Raw genomic sequence first — 15610 nt, 5'->3', positions numbered from 1 at the left:
GCCCGCCCAGCACAATTCAGTGATCGCCGCCAAGTTTACCTTAAGAATTTCACCCTAGGCTGCCACCCGAGGCCGAGCGCCGTTACCGGCGCGCCGGCGGCTCTTCGTTGGGGCGCCCGAAGGGGTGCTCAACCGTTCCCGCGTAGGGCTATGACGATTGCGCGGCCTGCGGGTCTGATCTAAGGGGCAGGCTTCGGGCCTGCCGGCATCCAGATGACGGCGCTTGGGGGTTGATGGCGTGCAGACGATCTACGATTGGGTGACGGTCGCCATCTTCGCGGGACTTGTCGTGCTGTTCCTGCATCGCTCGACGGCGCAGGAAGAGCCAAAGGACAACGTCTTCCAGTACCTGCCGGCCTGTATCGGCTGCGCGCTGGCCAACTATGTCGGCAATGAGGGCCAGGGCGGTCTCGCCTTCCTGATCATCCTTGTCGTGCTGGGCTATGTGGCCTGGGTCCTGAAACCCTTCAACCTGAAGTTCTGAGCGGACGCCCCGTCTGGTCGGCGGGGTCATGCCGACGACGCAAAATTGACCTCCTGATCGTCAAGAACGCGTGAGCGCGTACGGCCGGCGCTCCGGACGGACCAAGCAAGGCCGGGAAGCACGCCGTTGAGTCAGGTCAGACCGTTCGCCTCGCACCAGGCCCCCGGGTTCGCCTCGGGGCTGGAAGCTTTCGGCGAGCGCGTGGCGATCGTGACCCCGTCGGGCGAGCGCCTGACCTATGTCGAACTGGCCGCCCGCGCCGACGCCTTCGCCCAAACCCTGGGTCCGACCCGCCGGCTGCTGATGATCGAGGCGGCCAACGAAATCGAGCCGCTGGTCGCCTATCTGGGCGCCCTGCGCCATGGCCACCCGGTCCTGCTGACGGCCGGCGGCGGCGACCATGGCCGCATCGCGGCGACCTATCGCCCCGACGCCGTGAGCCGGAAGACCGCGGAGGGCTGGACCACCCAGTTCTCGGCGCCACGCGCCAGCGAGATGCACCCCGACCTGGCGGTCCTGTTGTCGACCTCCGGGACCACCGGGGCGGTGAAGCTGGTCCGGCTGTCGCGCGACGCGGTCGAGGCCAATGCGCGCTCGATCGCTCAGTATCTGGAGATCGGTCCCGACGACCGCCCGATCACCACCCTGCCGATCCACTACAGCTACGGCCTGTCGGTGGTGAACTCCCACCTGGCGTGCGGCGCCACGATCCTGCTGACCGACCTGTCGGTGATCGACGAGGGGTTCTGGAGCTTCTTCGAGGCTGAGGGCGCGACGTCGCTGGCGGGGGTGCCCTACACCTACGAGCTGTTCGAGCGCATCGGCCTGCGCGAGCGGGCGACGCCCAGCCTGAAGACCATGACCCAGGCTGGCGGTCGGCTGCCGCCGGAGACGGCGCTGACCTACGCCCGCTGGGCGCGCGACCGTGGCGTGGCCTTCTTTGTCATGTACGGCCAGACCGAGGCCACGGCCCGGATGGCCTATGTGCCGCCGCAACTGCTGATCGACAATCCCGGCTGCGTCGGGGCGCCGATCCCCGGCGGCGCCTTCCGGCTGATCGACGAAGCCGGCGGCCCCGTCGAGGCCACGGAGACCACCGGCGAGCTCGTCTACGCCGGCGCCAATGTCATGATGGGCTATGCGCTCAACGAGGCCGACCTGGCCAAGGGGGCGGAGCTCGACGAGTTGCACACCGGCGACCTGGCCCAGCGCACTGGGCAGGGGCTGTATAAGATCGTCGGCCGCAAAAGCCGGTTCTCCAAGCTGTTCGGACTGCGCATCGGCCTGGATGAGGTCGAGGCCGCCCTGCAGCGCCGCGGGCTGAAGGCGGCGGTCGCCGGCGACGACGGCCTGGTGGCCATAGCCGTGCTGGCGCCGGCCGACCCCGCGGCGATCGCCGACGACCTGGCGGAGGACTTCAGCCTGCCGATCGCCGCCTTCGAGGTGAGCGCCGTCGCCGACCTGCCGACCTTGGCGTCCGGCAAGGTCGACTACCAGGCCATCCTTCGCGACGCCAAGGCGCGCCGCGCCGCGCCGGGCGGCGAGCCGCCGTCGGAAGCCGGGGCTGAGGTGCTGGACCTGTTTCGCCGGGCCTTTCCCCGCGCGGCCCTGACGCCCGAGGCGAGCTTCGTGACCCTGGGCGGCGACTCGCTGGGCTATGTGGCCCTGTCGCTGGACCTTGAGCAGCAGCTCGGTTTCCTACCGCTCAACTGGGAAGCCATGCCCATCGCCGAACTGCAACGCCTCGCAGTCGAAGCGCCGCCGCCCAGAACCGGGTTCTGGCGTCCGCGCGCGCTCGAGACCGAAGTGCTGATCCGCGCCCTGGCGATCCTGGCGGTGGTGGTCAGCCACGCCTCGAGCCTGGTGATCGGCGGCGGGGCCGCGGTCCTGCTGATGCTCGCGGGCTACAACATGTCCCGCTACCAGCTGACCCGGCTGACAGAAGGGGAGGGACTGGCGGTCCTCAAGTCGTTCGTGGCGCGGATCATCCTGCCCTATTACGGCGTCCTGCTCCTCTACATGGCGGTGAAGCGCGAGATCGACATTCCGTCGCTCACGCTCACCAGCAACTTCCACGGCCGGTTCGGATCCCTCCTCGAACCCTACTGGTTCCTCGAGGCGCTGCTGCAATGCATGGTCCTGGTGGTGGTCCTGTTCTGGCTCAAACCGGTCCGGCGGGCGGCGGCGCGCGATCCGTGGGCCTTCGGGCTGGGGCTGCTGGCGATCGCCCTGGTGATGCGGGTGGCGGGGCTGCGGTTCTTGGACGAGGGCGGCCTGCTTCAGCGCACGCCCGACGCCCTGTTCTATCTCCTGGCGTTCGGCTGGTGCCTACAGCAGGCGACCACCACGCCGCGCCGGGTGGCCATGAGCCTCATCGTGCTGGCCGCGGCGGCGCTGGACGCGATCGGGCCGCCCGGTCTCTGGCCGCGCTTCGACTACCCCTCGAATATCTCCCACGCCGCCTGGCTGTCGGTGGCGGGCCTGGCGATCCTGTGGCTTCCGCGTTTGACCCTGCCCAACCCTCTGCAGACCGGGCTGGGGGTGGTGGCCGCGGCCAGTTTCTACATCTACCTGACCCATGTCGTGCCGGTGCACCTGCTGGTGTTCATGTTTGGGATCGACAATCTGGCCCTGGTGGTGCCCGCCTCCGTGGCCTTGGGACTAGCGGCCTATTGGGGCATGCAGAGGGTCACCTCTGGGCGGCCGCTCAAGTCGTTCCACTGACCGGCGGTCAGGCGTCCTGAACAGGATTCCGCGCGCCATGGCCGATTTCTGTTGCGGCGCGCCCGTTCAGGCACATTAACGTTGACTCAACTGCGGGCGGTTTAAGATTTCGCCACATTCGCCGTGTTTAGAGTGGCAGGTCAGAATTGTCTGATCTAGACCGCGAGGCGCCGCGTCGCATCGTGGTAAGAGGGTGCTTGGAGGCTCCGTGAGTTGGATCAACAGGTTGCTGGGGCGCAAGCCGAAACCCGCGCAGGGCGTCCAGTCCGGTCCGGTGTTTTCCGTCGCGCCGCTCACCGCCACCGGCCGAGATGACGCCAAGGCCAAGAAGGCCGGCAGCGCGGCCATGTTCCCGCGCTTCCAGTCGACGGCCGGCGACCAGCTGAGCCCGCGGATCACCGACCGGTTCGCCGCGACCCGCATCAAGCTGCGCAGCGCCTTCACGCCGTCCCAGCCGATCACCGACCGGCGGATGTTCGCCGGGCGCACCGACGTGCTCACCACCCTGATCCGCTCGCTGGAAGACCAGCGCGTGCACGTGATCATGTACGGCGAGCGCGGCATCGGTAAGACGTCCCTGGTCCATGTCCTGACCCAGGCCGCCCAGGACGCCCGCTACATTGTCGTCTACTGCTCCTGCGGCGCGGGCTCGAACTTCGAGGAAATCTTCCGCGCGGTGGCCGCCGACATCCCGCTGCTGTTCCACTCCGGCTTCGCGCCGACGGCCGAGCAGGCCGAGCGCGGCGGATCTCTGGCCGACCTGCTGCCCGCCGGCCCGTTGTCGCCGCGCACCGTCGCCGACCTTTTCGCCAAGCTGACCGGCACCCGGGTGCTGGTGGTGCTGGACGAGTTCGACGTCTGCGAGAACCCCGAGTTCCGCCGCAACATCGCCGAACTGATCAAGAACCTCTCGGACCGTTCGATCCGCACCCAGCTGGTCATCGCCGGCGTCGCCGCCGACCTGACCGAACTGGTCGAGCACATCCCCTCAATCCGCCGCAACATCTTCGCCCTGCAGGTGCCGAAGATGACCGCCGCCGAGATCAGCCACCTGGTCGAGAACGGCGAGGAGATCAGCGGCGTGGCCTTCGACCGCTCGGCGCTGGACTTCATCGTCTTCGTGGCCAACGGTTCGCCCTATCTGGCCAGCCTGCTGAGCCATCACTCGGGTCTGGCGGCGCTGGACAAGGCCCGCACCAAGGTTTCGGTGGAAGATGTCTCGCTGGCCGTCGACCAGGCCCTGGCCGAATTCCGTGGCCGGATCTCCAAGCATGCCCAGGCCCAGATCGACCAGGCCGCCAAGAGCGGCGTGCGCCATGTGCTGGGCGTGATGGCCGGCGCGGCCCTGTTCAACAACGGCCGCTTCGACGGCCGCGACGTGGACGCGCTCTATCCCAGTGCGGCGACCGCGGCGAACTTCAAGAACACCGTCCAGGAACTGGCCGACAAGGGCGTCCTGCTCGAGGCTCACGACGACGACTACGGCAAGGGCTACAAGTTCTCCGAGGAGAGCGTGCTGCCCTATCTGTGGATCCTGGCCGCCCAGAAGCGGTTCCTGGAAAGCCGCAAGCCGACGCCCGCCCCTGAGAAGGCCGCCCCTGAGAAGCCTGTCGCGGAGAAGACCCCCGACAAGGCCTCGGAAAAGGCCGGCGCCAAGGATGAGCCGGTCGCCGCGCCCGTGCGCGCGGCCGCCCGCCAAGGTTAGTCGAGACGGCCTAGAGCGCGTCACGAATTGTAGGAGAAACGCGTTTGCGCATCCTCGTCACCGGCGGGGCCGGCTTCATAGGCTCGGCTCTCATCCGGCATCTGATCGCCGAGACCGGCCATGAGGTGATGAACCTCGACAAGCTTACCTATGCGGGCGACCTGCGCTCGCTGGAGGGCGTGGCCGAGAGCAATCGCTACAGCTTCCGCCACGCCGACATCGGCGACGCCGCGGCAGTGCGCGCGGCCCTGCGCGACTTCCAGCCGGAAGTGGTGACCCACCTCGCCGCCGAGTCGCACGTCGACCGCTCGATCGACGGCCCGGCCGACTTCATCCAGACCAATATCGTCGGCACCTTCGTGCTGCTGTCGGAGACCCTAGAATACTGGCGGGGCCTGCGGCCGGACGCCAAGGCCGCGTTCCGGTTCCACCACATCTCGACCGACGAGGTGTTCGGTTCGCTGGGCGACGAAGGTTATTTCACCGAGACCACGGCCTATGACCCGCGCTCGCCCTATTCGGCGTCGAAGGCCTCGTCCGACCACCTGGTCCGCGCCTGGCACCACACCTATGGCCTGCCGGTGATGGTCACCAACTGCTCGAACAACTACGGGCCGTATCACTTCCCCGAGAAGCTGATCCCGCTGATGATCGTCAAGTGCCTGGCCGGCGAGCCGCTGCCGGTCTACGGCCAGGGCGCCAATGTCCGCGACTGGCTCTATGTGGACGACCACGCCCGCGCGCTCACCCGAGTGTTCGAGAAGGGCGCGCCGGGCGAGAGCTACATCATCGGCGGACGCTCGGAACGGACCAACCTGCAGGTCGTCCACGCCATCTGCGACACCTTGGATCGGCTGCGCCCGCGCGCCGACGGCAAGGCCTATCGCGACCAGATCGCCTATGTCGCCGACCGACCAGGCCACGACCACCGCTACGCCATCGATCCGGAGAAGCTGCAGCGCGAGCTGGGCTGGACGGCCGAAGAGAGCTTCGAGAGCGGCATCGCGCGGACAATCGCCTGGTACCTGGACAACGAAGCCTGGTGGGGCCCGATCCTGGCGCGCAGCGACGCCAGCCGCAGGCTGGGCCTCAAGGCCTCTTGAGCCGGATGGCCTGAGCGCCTACGCGACAAGCCGCAGCTTACACTGGAGATATCGATGAAGGGCATCATCCTGGCCGGCGGTTCGGGCACGCGGCTGCATCCGGCGACGCTCGCCGTGAACAAGCAGCTGCTGCCGATCTACGACAAGCCGATGATCTATTATCCGCTGTCGGTGCTGATGCAGGCCGGGATCCGCGACATCCTGATCATCTCGTCGCCCGAATACATCGACAACTATCGCCGGCTGTTCGAGGACGGCTCGGCGCTAGGGCTCAATATCGAATACGCGATCCAACCCAGTCCGGATGGCCTGGCCCAAGCCTTCCTGATCGGCGAGGAATTCATCGGCGACCAGCGCTGCGCCCTCGTCCTGGGTGACAACATCTTCTTCGGCGCGGGGATGAGCCAGCTGCTGGCGCGGGCCGCGGCGCGCGAGCAGGGGGCGACCGTGTTCTCCTACCAGGTCGACCAGCCACAGGCCTATGGGGTGGTGGAGCTGGACGACGACGGCCGCGCCATCAGCCTGGAGGAGAAGCCGGCCGAGCCGAAGTCCCGCCAGGCTGTGACCGGACTCTATTTCTACGACAAGCGGGTGGTGGAGCTGGCCAAGCAGGTGCGGCCCTCGGCCCGCGGCGAGCTGGAGATCACCGACCTCAACCGCATGTACATGGAGATGGGCGAGCTCTACGTCGAGCAGCTGTCGCGCGGCTACGCCTGGCTCGACACCGGCACCCACGAGAGCCTGGTCGAGGCCTCGGAATTCGTCCGCGCGGTTCAGAAGCGGCAGGGCGTGCAGGTGGCTTGCCTGGAAGAGATCGCCTTCGCCCACGGCTTCATCGACCGGGCGCAGCTCAAGGCCCGCGGCGAGCTGTTCGCCAAGACGTCCTATGGGCGCTACCTGCTGGATATCGCCGAGCGCGGCGTGGACCTGAAGCCGACCGACCTCTAGGCGCTAGAAGGTAGCCGCCCTCCTCACCGGCTGCGGCGGGTTCCTCTGGTCGGGGAGGCCGGCCGCGTCGCCGTTGCGGATCCGGAAGACCAGGGCCGCCACCATACCCATCATCATGAATTGAAGCGTGTGGTTCTGCGTCTGGCTGAAGATCGCCTTGATGACGAAGAACACCGACAGGGAGATGCCGAGGGGGATCAGGAACGTCTGTTCCTGGGTCGGCTTGGCCCGCGCCAGGCCGAACTTCGCCGCGCTATAGATGATGATCAGGATCGATCCGTAGTAGGCGATGAACCCGAGGATCCCGTAGTCCAGGGCCACCAGCAGATAGTAGTTGTCGATGGTCAGGGTCCCGCCCAGATTGTGATAACCCAGGGCTTCGGCGCCGCGGCTCGCTCCATGACCCTGAGGATGGGACAGGACGCGGGGAATGCCTGACGCCAGCTGGTCGAGGCGGCCCTGGTCGCTGTACTTCGTGGCGCCGTCCCCCCAGACCATGCTCTTGAGGCGCTGCACGACGAAGGTCGCCGCCATGAACGCGCAGAAGGCGAACGGATAGGACAGGACGATCGCCGGGCCGAAGATGCTCTTCTGATTGTCGCGCCACTGCAGGACCGCCCAGACCAGGGCGTACAGCAGGCCGGACATGAAGAAGCCGACCACGCCCAGCCGGGCGTCGGTGGCCAGGATCGTATAGAACATCATCGGCAGGGTGGCCGCCGCGGCGACCCTCACCCACAGCCGCCGCGCGCTCATCATGAAGTGCAGGATGAAGGGCGTGGTGAGGGCCAGGAACTCGGCCAGGCCGAGCGACGTCGAATGGATCGTCTGCACCCGATACTGGCCGGTGCCCAGACGCCGGGCGCCGGCGAGAACCCGCTGAACATACTCATCGCCGACGGCCAGGAAGCCCGGGATGTGACCGGCCCAGGGGACGTGCCCGATCCTCTGCTCCCAGACACCGAGCAGGCTGATCCCGATCGCGCAGACCCACAGGATGACGGACCATTTCATCACATTGCCCGGCCGCAGGAAGACGTAGCAGGCCGTGAAGAAGATCGCCGTCCAGCTGATCTGACCGGCGATAACGGCGTTGAGAGACTCGATCGGCTTGTCTGAAATCAGCACCGCGACGCCCTGGATCGCGACGAAGCCCGAGATGAAGAGCCCGAGGTAGGGGATCGATTTCAGCACGGCCGAGCAGCGATTGCGGAAGTCCTCGGACACCGAGACGCAGATCAGCAGCGCGAACGCCAGCGGGAATCCGATCAGTCGGATAGACGTGATCCACGGCAGCCCCGGCAAGGAGATCGCCAGATAGTTGGGCCAGGTGATCGCCATCACGAAGAAGGCGAAGAACAGGTACTCCAGCGTCCGCGAGGGCGCGGCCTTCATGTCCGGCAGAGCCCAGATCGCCAGGCCCCCGAGGAGCAGCACGGGCATCGTGAACTGGGTTATCAGGAAGGGCGTCGTCAGGGCGTAGTAGAAGCCGTAGATCAGGCAGAAGAACGCGAGGCCCGCCAGCAGCAGGCCGCCCACATAGCGACGCCAGCCGCGGAAGGGTTCAAGCGCATAGGGTTTCAGGACCACGCGCGCGGAGCCGCCATCTGCTGGAAGCCGGCTCCTGTCCTGCGTACGTGGTGAAAGCATGGTCCCCATATCGCCTTGCCGCGCCGCGGGCGTTTCATTGGATCGGCGCCGGTATTTCGCACGGGTGGAACGGCGAATTGATGGCTGACCGACCGACGCAGACGCTCCAGCCCCGATAGCGCTGATATGATGTCCCGGAGCGTTAAAATTCGGCTATTGGCGGTGCGATCACAGCAGTGCGCCGCAGACATCGGACTTGATAAAGAAGTAAGGCGGCGCGGGCTAGATGTGCGCCGGAATTTCCAACCGCACCGCATGACCCGCCGACCCCGGTCGGCGCCAAGCGGAGAGTTGAGGGTATGCGGATCATGGCTAGGCTCGACGCGGCTCCCTTCCCGGATCGGGCCGCACCGGTCATCGACTATCAGGTTGTCGTCTCACCCGAGCCGATGGCCGTCCCCTCGACCTACCGCCTCACGGAAATCGCCGGGGTCTGGCTCGCCACCGACGAGAAGCTGCGCCTGAGCGCGCTGTGCGACCAGGCCGGGCGCCGGATCGGCCTGGCCGTCGGCTTCACCTACAGCGAATTCCATGACGCGTTCCTGCCCGCCGGCGACGTCGTGCTCCCGGTGGACGTCGAGAGCATCGACGACCTGGAGCTCAAGGTCCTGCCGCGCCTGGCGGGGCTGTTCGTGCTGATGACCGACGGGGACCTACCCGCGCGGCTCTACATGGACCATGGCGGGTCCTTCCCGATCGTGTTCTCGCCCGCCGACCGGCGCGCGGCGTCCTCGCCCGCCCTGCTGCTGAACGAGGCCGACTACAAGGCGCGCTTCCGGGCGGACCTGCATGAGGCGCTGATCGGGCGCGAAGGGTCCGGGGGGTGGATCTCCGGCACGCTGACCGCCCACCGCGGCGTCTTCCGCGTCCTGCCCAACCATTATCTGGACCTGTCGACCTGGTCGGCCCACCGCTTCTGGCCGCGCCCGGGCGACTTCGCAGAGTGGCGGGGGTTCGACGCCAGCGTAGCGTCGGCGGCCAAGGCGCTGACCGATTTCAGCGCCGCGGCGAACGAGACCTTCAAGGTCGCAGCGACCCTGACGGCGGGATTCGATTCACGCCTGCTGCTGGCCGGCTGCCGCACCAGCCTGGACCGGTGCGACTTCTTCACCCTCGAGGCGCCCAACGCCGAGATGGACGTCGACGTCAGCCGGATGATCGCCCAGCGCTTCGGCCTGCGTCACCGGGTGCTGCCCCTGCGCCAGGCCGATGAGACCGAGATGGCGATCTGGGACCGCATGGTCGGCGACTGCATGGTCGAGGCGCCGCGCCGGACCCACACCACCCTGCGCGACCTGACCGACCGGGACGCCATGTTCACCGGCATGTACGGCGAGGTCGGCCGCTGCCGCCTCTATCGCCAGGACCTGGCCCAGATCAACGACGCGAAGATCGACGCCCGGTTCGTCATCGACCGGCTGACCCTGCCGGCGAACCCTGAGCTGCTGGAGAATGTCGGCGCCTGGTTCGCCGCCCTGGCGGGCCAGCCCAACAGCGTGATCCTGGACCTGGCCTTCCACGAACTGAAGTTCGGCAGTTGGGCCATGGGCCAGCGCCCAATCACCAACTCGATCAAGCTGAACTTCCTGCCGTTCTCGCAGCGGGCGGTGCTGGAGGCCTTCATCGGCGTGGCGCCGGCGGAGAAGGGGACCGGGCAGCTGTTCTGGGGCATGATCAACACCCTATGGCCGGAGCTCGCCGAGGTGCCGGTCAACAAGTACGGCGACCTGCGCGACCACCTGACGCTCTGGAAGAAGATCTCCAACCCCAACCGCGTGCGGCGTTTCCTGCGCGACCGGCTCGCGCGCAAGACTGTGACGCAAGCCTAGGCCTAGTCGGACGTCGGAGCCGCCGCAGCCTCCTGGGTCTCGGCGCGGCTGGGGGGCTTGTTGTTCCTCATCACCCAATCGGCGGGCTGGTCGCCCTTGATGTCGATGGCCGAGGTGCGGTTGTCGGTGACGGTGACCCGCTGGTCCTTGGGCGAGAGCAGCATTCCAAAGCGGCGGCCGACCAGAACATTGTTCGAAATGGTCACGCCCCGGACCTTGCCGAAGCTGATGATCGGGGCGCTGGAGGTGGGGCCGGTGGCCGAGAACAGGTTGCGTTCGATGACCAGGTCGTGGTCGCCGGCCTGGACCGGGTCTTCGCCGTGGAAGGTCATCGGCCGGTCGGAATCAAGGATGCGGTTGTCCGACACCGTCACCCGCCGATTCTCCAGATAGATAGATATGCCGTTGCCGTGGATGCCCTTCAGTCCGGTCATGAGGTTCTTCGAGACCAGGACGTCGGTGGAGCTCATCACCAGGATGCCGGTCTGGCCCAGCCGTTCGAAGCGGTTGCCGACGATGCGGAGATTGGAGACCGGCTTGGCGTTGGTGCGGATGCCCGAGCCGCGCTCGATCTCGGCGAAGGTGTTCTCGCTGATCTCGGCGCCGTCGACCTTGCCGATCATGATCGCGCCCGCGCCCGTATAGAGCGCCGAGCGGCGGAAGACGTTCTTGGCGATCAGCACCCGGCGCGCCAGGGGGCCGGAATTGGTGACCTGCACGCCCTCGCCGTGCTTGCCGGCCGAATAGTGCTGGAAGACGAAGCCGCGGATGGCGACGTCAGAGCGGCCCTTGATGTCGAAGCCGCCGCGTCCCGAACCCACGACGAGGCCGTCGGCTGCGCCGGGGCGCAGCCAGGCCACCGCGCGGCCGGGCGCGATCACCGCGTAGAAACCGGGCGCGTCGATCAGGCCCGGGGCGTTGGCGACCGCGGCCTTGCCCGGCCGGTCGTCGTAAAGCTGCAGCCCGTTCGGCGCGAAACGCAGCACGTCGCCCTCGATCGCGTCGACGGGACGGCGGGTGACCCGGTTGCCCCTGGCCCAAATCGACAGCTCCGCCCCGCCGCCACCGTGCTCCAAAGCCTTGGCGAGTTCCGAAGACTGGATCTCCCCGGCCTGGCCGCGCTGGAAGTCGCCCTCCGGAATCTCGACATAGCCCCCGATGTCGTCCGAGAAGAACGGGTCCTTGGCGCGGGGGAACTGGCTCTCGTACAGCATTCCCTGGCCGTCGAAGAACTTGATCATCTTGGTCTTGGGCGGGGTGAATTCGATCAGGCTGAGCTGGGTCCAGTTCCGGGCCTGGCCGCAGGCCTCGGCGGAGGGGCAGGGCGTGGCCGAGACCACCGGATCGGAGCCGTCGAACATGGCGGGCCGGTCGCCCCAGGCGTCGCCGGCATAGGTGATCGGCGCACCCTCCGCGCCGTCGGCCTTGAGCACGATCGAGCCGCGATAGACGACCCCGCCCTTGAACCGGACGGTGTCGCCCGGCGCGAGCTGCGCGGCCTTGGGGCCGTCGGTGGCCAGGGGATCGCCGGGCGCGTGGCGCCAGGCCTTGTCCGGCGCCTTGCCCGAAGCGCTGTCGGAGCCCGATCCGTAGTCCACATAATAGACGGTGGCCTGGGCCGAAGGCGAGCAGGCGGCCAGCCACAGGGCGCCCAGGGCGCTCGCCAGGACGGCCAGCGGCCGGGCTGGGCGGTGAGGCGTAGCGGCCGCTGTCCGACGCGATCCTGGCGGCATGTAGACCCTTCCGATGAAGCCCGATCAACCGCGCGGCGGACCGGAGTTTCCGCGCGGATATTCGTCGTCTTCATCTAAGATAAAGGCGCGCCGATGACTCTGCGCGCGAAAAGAGGTTTCGTCCCTCGTCGGGGCGCTCATCACCTTGGGGCAGCTGAATTGAGCGTCGGCCGGAACACCACCTACAATCTTGTGGGCGCAGTCCTGCCGGTGATCCTGTCCCTCGTGACGGTGCCGATCTATCTCAAGCTGGTCGGGCCCGAGCGTTACGGCGTGCTGGCCATCGCCTGGCTGCTGCTGGGCTATTTCGGCTATTTCGACCTGGGGCTGGGGCGCTCGACCGCCTTCCGGATCGCCTCGTTGCGCGACGCCACGCCCGCCGCGCGGGCCGACACCTTCTGGGCCGCCCTGGCGCTGAACGTGGTCATGGGCGCGGTCGGCGGCCTGCTGCTGTGGGCCGCGGCGAGCTACTTCTTCGGCCACGCCTTCAAGATGAGCCAGGTCCTGCGGCCCGAGATCCTGGCCAGCGTGCCCCTGCTGGCACTGGCGGTGCCGATCGCCACCCTCACCGGGACGCTCACCGGCGCCATGCAGGGCCGCGAGAAATTCCTCGAAACCAACACGGTCTCGCTGATCTCCACGACGCTGTTCCAGATCCTGCCGTTGGGCGTCGCCTTCTGGTCGGGGCCCAACATCTTCTACCTGCTGATCGCGGCGATCTCGGCGCGGCTCGCGGCGATCCTGGTGCTGGGTTACCGCTGCTACGTCGAGTTCGCCCGCGGCCAGCCGCGACGGCTGAACCGCGCCGAGGTTCCGCCGCTGTTGAAATACGGCGGCTGGGTGAACCTGACGTCGCTGTGCGGCCAGGTGCTGGTGATGTTCGACCGGTTCGCGATCGGTGCGGTGCTCGGCGCCGCGGCCGTGACCATCTACACCGTGCCCCTGCAACTGGCGCAGCGCGTCCAGATCCTGCCGGGGGCGGTGACCAACGCCCTGTTCCCGCGCCTGTCGGCCTCGAAGGCCGAGGCCCAGAAGGACCTTGGCGACATGGCCTCGCGGACCCTGCTGGCCATCATGGGCCTGCCGGTCCTGGGCGCAATCTTCCTGATCGAGCCCTTCCTGCGGCTCTGGATCGGCGACGAGATCGGCGGACAGTCGGCCCAGGTCGGCCGGATCGTGCTGATCGGCTACTGGATCAACTCGCTGGCCTTCATCGGCTTTGTCCGGCTGCAGACCGCCGGCCGGCCCGACCTGGTCACCAAGGCGATGCTGGCCGAGATGCCGGTCTACGCCGTGCTCCTGTATCTGGCCCTGCAGCATTTCGGCTTCGTCGGCTGCGCGATCGTGTTCGCCGCCCGATGCTTCGCCGACTACCTGATCCTCAACTGGCTGGTCGACCGCACCATCGCGCGTCGGTGGAGCCTGCTGTTCTCCACGTTCTTGCTGTCGCTCGGGGCCTGGCTGGCCAGTCTCTGGCAGATCACCGACTGGCGCTGGTGGCTGTCGGCCGCCGCCCTGGGCCTGGTGTTCCTGATCTACGGCTGGCTGACCCTGCCCGACATGATCAAGGCGACGGCGCTGGCGACCGCGCCCGGCCGGCTGGTGGCCAAGATCCTCAAATTTGAGACGCCCACAGGACCCCGTTCGTGAGAGCCTACCGACATGCCTCGTAGCCCCGAAGACTTCTCAGTCGCCGCCGCGGTGAACGATCGCGAGATCCTGGCGGCTTGCCTGGAGCGCTCGCCCGACATCGCGTCCGGCGGCGTCAGCCTGAAGATCTATGAAGGCTACGACTCGGCGGCCCGGGCGCTCAACAGCGGCCTGGACGAGAGCGCCGCGCCCATCGTGGTCTTCGCCCACCAGGACGTCTACCTGCCCAAGGGCTGGCTGGCCCGGCTGGCCGCCCAGATCGACCTGTTGGAGCAGGACCACCCGAACTGGGGGGTCCTGGGGCTCTATGGGCGGACCCTGGAGGGCGGCGAGATCGGGCTGGTCTGGTCGTCGGGCCTGGGCCGCGTGGTGGGGCAGGGCGGCTTCAAGCCGACCCAGGCCGAGACGCTGGACGAACTGGTGCTGGTGCTGCGCCGGGCCTCGGGCCTGCGGTTCGACGAAGGCATTCCGGGCTTCCACATGTACGGGACCGACATCGTCATGCAGGGCCGCGTGAGCGGCGCGCCGTCATTCGTGGTCGACGCCCCGGCGATCCACAACAGCCGGCCGGTGCGGACCCTTACGGGCGCCTATGCCGACGCCTATCGCTACATGCAGCGCAAATGGCGCAAGCACCTGCCGATCCGGAACCTGAGTTCCGACATCGTCTGGCATCCGGTGAAGCTGTGGAAGGCGCAGTGGAACGGCGTGAAGCTCTACAAGCGCAATGTCGTGCGCCCGAAGCGCGACGCCGTGGAGATCGCCAAGACGCTGAAGTTCGAATGACGCGGGCGCCGCCGAGGCGGCGCCCGCGCATCGTGGCCTAGTTAGATGGTGAAGCCGCCCGTGGTGGTGATGAGCTCGTACTTGTCGACGCCCACCAGGGTGATGGTGTCGCCGGTGGTGAAGCTGATCACCGTGTCGGGGCCGGTGTCGACGACCGTGGCCTTGTAGCCCGCGCTCAGGAAGGCCGAGATGTCGATGACGTCGTGGCCGTCGCCGAAATCGGTGACTACGTCCTTGCCCGAGCCCTTGGCGAAGGTGAACCTGTCGACCCCGGCGCCGCCGGTGAGCTGGTCGGCGCCCGTGCCGCCGATGAGGACGTCGTTACCCACACGCCCGCTGAGGCTGTCGGCGCCGCCCTGGCCATCCAGGACATTGGCGCCGGCGTTGCCCACCACGACATTGTTCAGGCCGTTGCCCTTGGCGGACCATCCGTTCGTGGCCGTTTCGCTGACATAGAGGTTCTCGATATTGGCCCCCAGGACATAGTTGCCCTTGGCGACGACGGTGTCAGTCCCCCCGCTCAGCTGCTCGACGATCTTGGCCAGGGTGTTGTTCACGATATAGGTGTCATTGCCCAGGCCGCCCGTGAGCAGGTCCGCGCCGCCGCGGCTGTCGAAGGTGTCGTCGCCCGCGCTGCCGGAGAGCGTGTCGGCCATGGAGGTCCCCACGATAAGGCTGGAGGTGGTGGGCGCGGGCGTAACCTGGTCGGTCGGGATCGACGGGTTGGTCGCGGTGGAGTCGGACAGATCGAGGATGGCGATGTTGTAGATGGCGTCGGCGTCGTCGAGCGCGAGGATCTGATTGATCAGGGTGCTGTCGTAGTAGCCGGGCTTGGTGGCGTCGAGCTTCTGGGCGTAGGTGTTGTCGGCGGTGATGATGTTGCCGGTGGAGCTGAAGTTCTTGTCGGCGATGGAATAGGCGATGTTGCCGTCCACGGTGATGCCCGCGGCGCCTTCCAGCAGCAGGATGGCCGGGGCCTTGTCGTAGGAGGTGGTCTG

11 protein-coding genes are annotated in these 15610 nt (G+C 67.5%); 8 read left to right on the top strand and 3 right to left on the bottom strand.

Going from position 1 to position 15610, the window contains the following annotated elements:
- Window positions 1–238: 238 nt before the first annotated feature.
- The 5 genes from Q8Q77_RS07265 to rfbA all read left to right on the top strand — a co-directional run bounded on the left by Q8Q77_RS07265 (window position 239) and on the right by rfbA (window position 6964).
- Entirely contained in the window at window positions 239–484 is a 246-nt protein-coding gene (locus Q8Q77_RS07265; protein WP_305582631.1) for an XrtV sorting system accessory protein, read from the top strand.
- Window positions 485–610: 126 nt separating this feature from the next.
- Window positions 611–3208 (top strand): AMP-binding protein, encoded by a 2598-nt coding sequence (locus Q8Q77_RS07260; protein WP_305582629.1) that lies wholly within the window; start codon window positions 611–613, stop codon window positions 3206–3208.
- Window positions 3209–3416: 208 nt separating this feature from the next.
- Complete coding sequence (locus tag Q8Q77_RS07255) at window positions 3417–4913, top strand: AAA family ATPase (RefSeq protein ID WP_305582627.1); 1497 nt, start codon at window positions 3417–3419, stop codon at window positions 4911–4913.
- 44 nt (window positions 4914–4957) lie between these two features.
- Window positions 4958–6016, top strand: coding sequence for a dTDP-glucose 4,6-dehydratase (rfbB, locus tag Q8Q77_RS07250; RefSeq protein ID WP_305582625.1), 1059 nt, complete (start codon window positions 4958–4960; stop codon window positions 6014–6016).
- Between the two features lie 54 nt (window positions 6017–6070).
- The gene (gene rfbA / locus Q8Q77_RS07245) at window positions 6071–6964 is read left to right on the top strand and encodes a glucose-1-phosphate thymidylyltransferase RfbA (RefSeq protein WP_305582623.1); all 894 of its coding nucleotides are present in this window, start codon (window positions 6071–6073) and stop codon (window positions 6962–6964) included.
- Window positions 6965–6967: 3 nt separating this feature from the next.
- Here rfbA and Q8Q77_RS07240 read toward each other — a convergent pair whose 3' ends face one another.
- The gene (locus tag Q8Q77_RS07240) at window positions 6968–8554 is read right to left on the bottom strand and encodes an O-antigen ligase (RefSeq protein ID WP_305582621.1); all 1587 of its coding nucleotides are present in this window, start codon (window positions 8552–8554) and stop codon (window positions 6968–6970) included.
- Window positions 8555–8922: 368 nt separating this feature from the next.
- On the opposite strand from Q8Q77_RS07240, the gene Q8Q77_RS07235 reads away from it, so the two are divergent.
- Window positions 8923–10443: a hypothetical protein gene (locus Q8Q77_RS07235; RefSeq protein ID WP_305582619.1), complete on the top strand. Its 1521-nt coding sequence runs from the start codon at window positions 8923–8925 to the stop codon at window positions 10441–10443.
- A 2-nt stretch (window positions 10444–10445) separates the two neighbouring features.
- On the opposite strand, the gene Q8Q77_RS07230 is transcribed toward Q8Q77_RS07235, so the two are convergent.
- Window positions 10446–12176, bottom strand: a complete 1731-nt coding sequence (locus tag Q8Q77_RS07230) for a right-handed parallel beta-helix repeat-containing protein (RefSeq protein ID WP_305582617.1) — start codon at window positions 12174–12176, stop codon at window positions 10446–10448.
- Between the two features lie 159 nt (window positions 12177–12335).
- On the opposite strand from Q8Q77_RS07230, the gene Q8Q77_RS07225 reads away from it, so the two are divergent.
- Both Q8Q77_RS07225 and Q8Q77_RS07220 read left to right on the top strand, forming a co-directional pair.
- Window positions 12336–13826, top strand: coding sequence for a flippase (locus Q8Q77_RS07225; protein ID WP_305582615.1), 1491 nt, complete (start codon window positions 12336–12338; stop codon window positions 13824–13826).
- Between the two features lie 12 nt (window positions 13827–13838).
- A complete protein-coding gene (locus tag Q8Q77_RS07220; RefSeq protein ID WP_305582613.1) occupies window positions 13839–14612 on the top strand; it encodes a glycosyltransferase family A protein in 774 nt (257 codons plus the stop codon).
- 41 nt (window positions 14613–14653) lie between these two features.
- On the opposite strand, the gene Q8Q77_RS07215 is transcribed toward Q8Q77_RS07220, so the two are convergent.
- Window positions 14654–15610: calcium-binding protein (locus Q8Q77_RS07215; protein WP_305582611.1), on the bottom strand; the 957-nt coding region annotated here is incomplete at its 5' end.

It is taken from the genome of Phenylobacterium sp. (genome assembly GCF_030698145.1).
Taxonomy (GTDB): Bacteria; Pseudomonadota; Alphaproteobacteria; order Caulobacterales; family Caulobacteraceae; genus Phenylobacterium.
This window is presented reverse-complemented; position numbering and strand designations above follow the sequence as displayed.

Excerpts from the sequence above, each read along its gene's own strand:
- Q8Q77_RS07230 (WP_305582617.1), bottom strand. The coding sequence starts at position 12,176 with ATGCCGCCAGGATCGCGTCGGACAGCGGCCGCTACGCCTCACCGCCCA.
- rfbA (WP_305582623.1), top strand. The coding sequence starts at position 6,071 with ATGAAGGGCATCATCCTGGCCGGCGGTTCGGGCACGCGGCTGCATCCG.
- Q8Q77_RS07235 (WP_305582619.1), top strand. The coding sequence starts at position 8,923 with ATGGCTAGGCTCGACGCGGCTCCCTTCCCGGATCGGGCCGCACCGGTC.
- Q8Q77_RS07220 (WP_305582613.1), top strand. The coding sequence starts at position 13,839 with ATGCCTCGTAGCCCCGAAGACTTCTCAGTCGCCGCCGCGGTGAACGAT.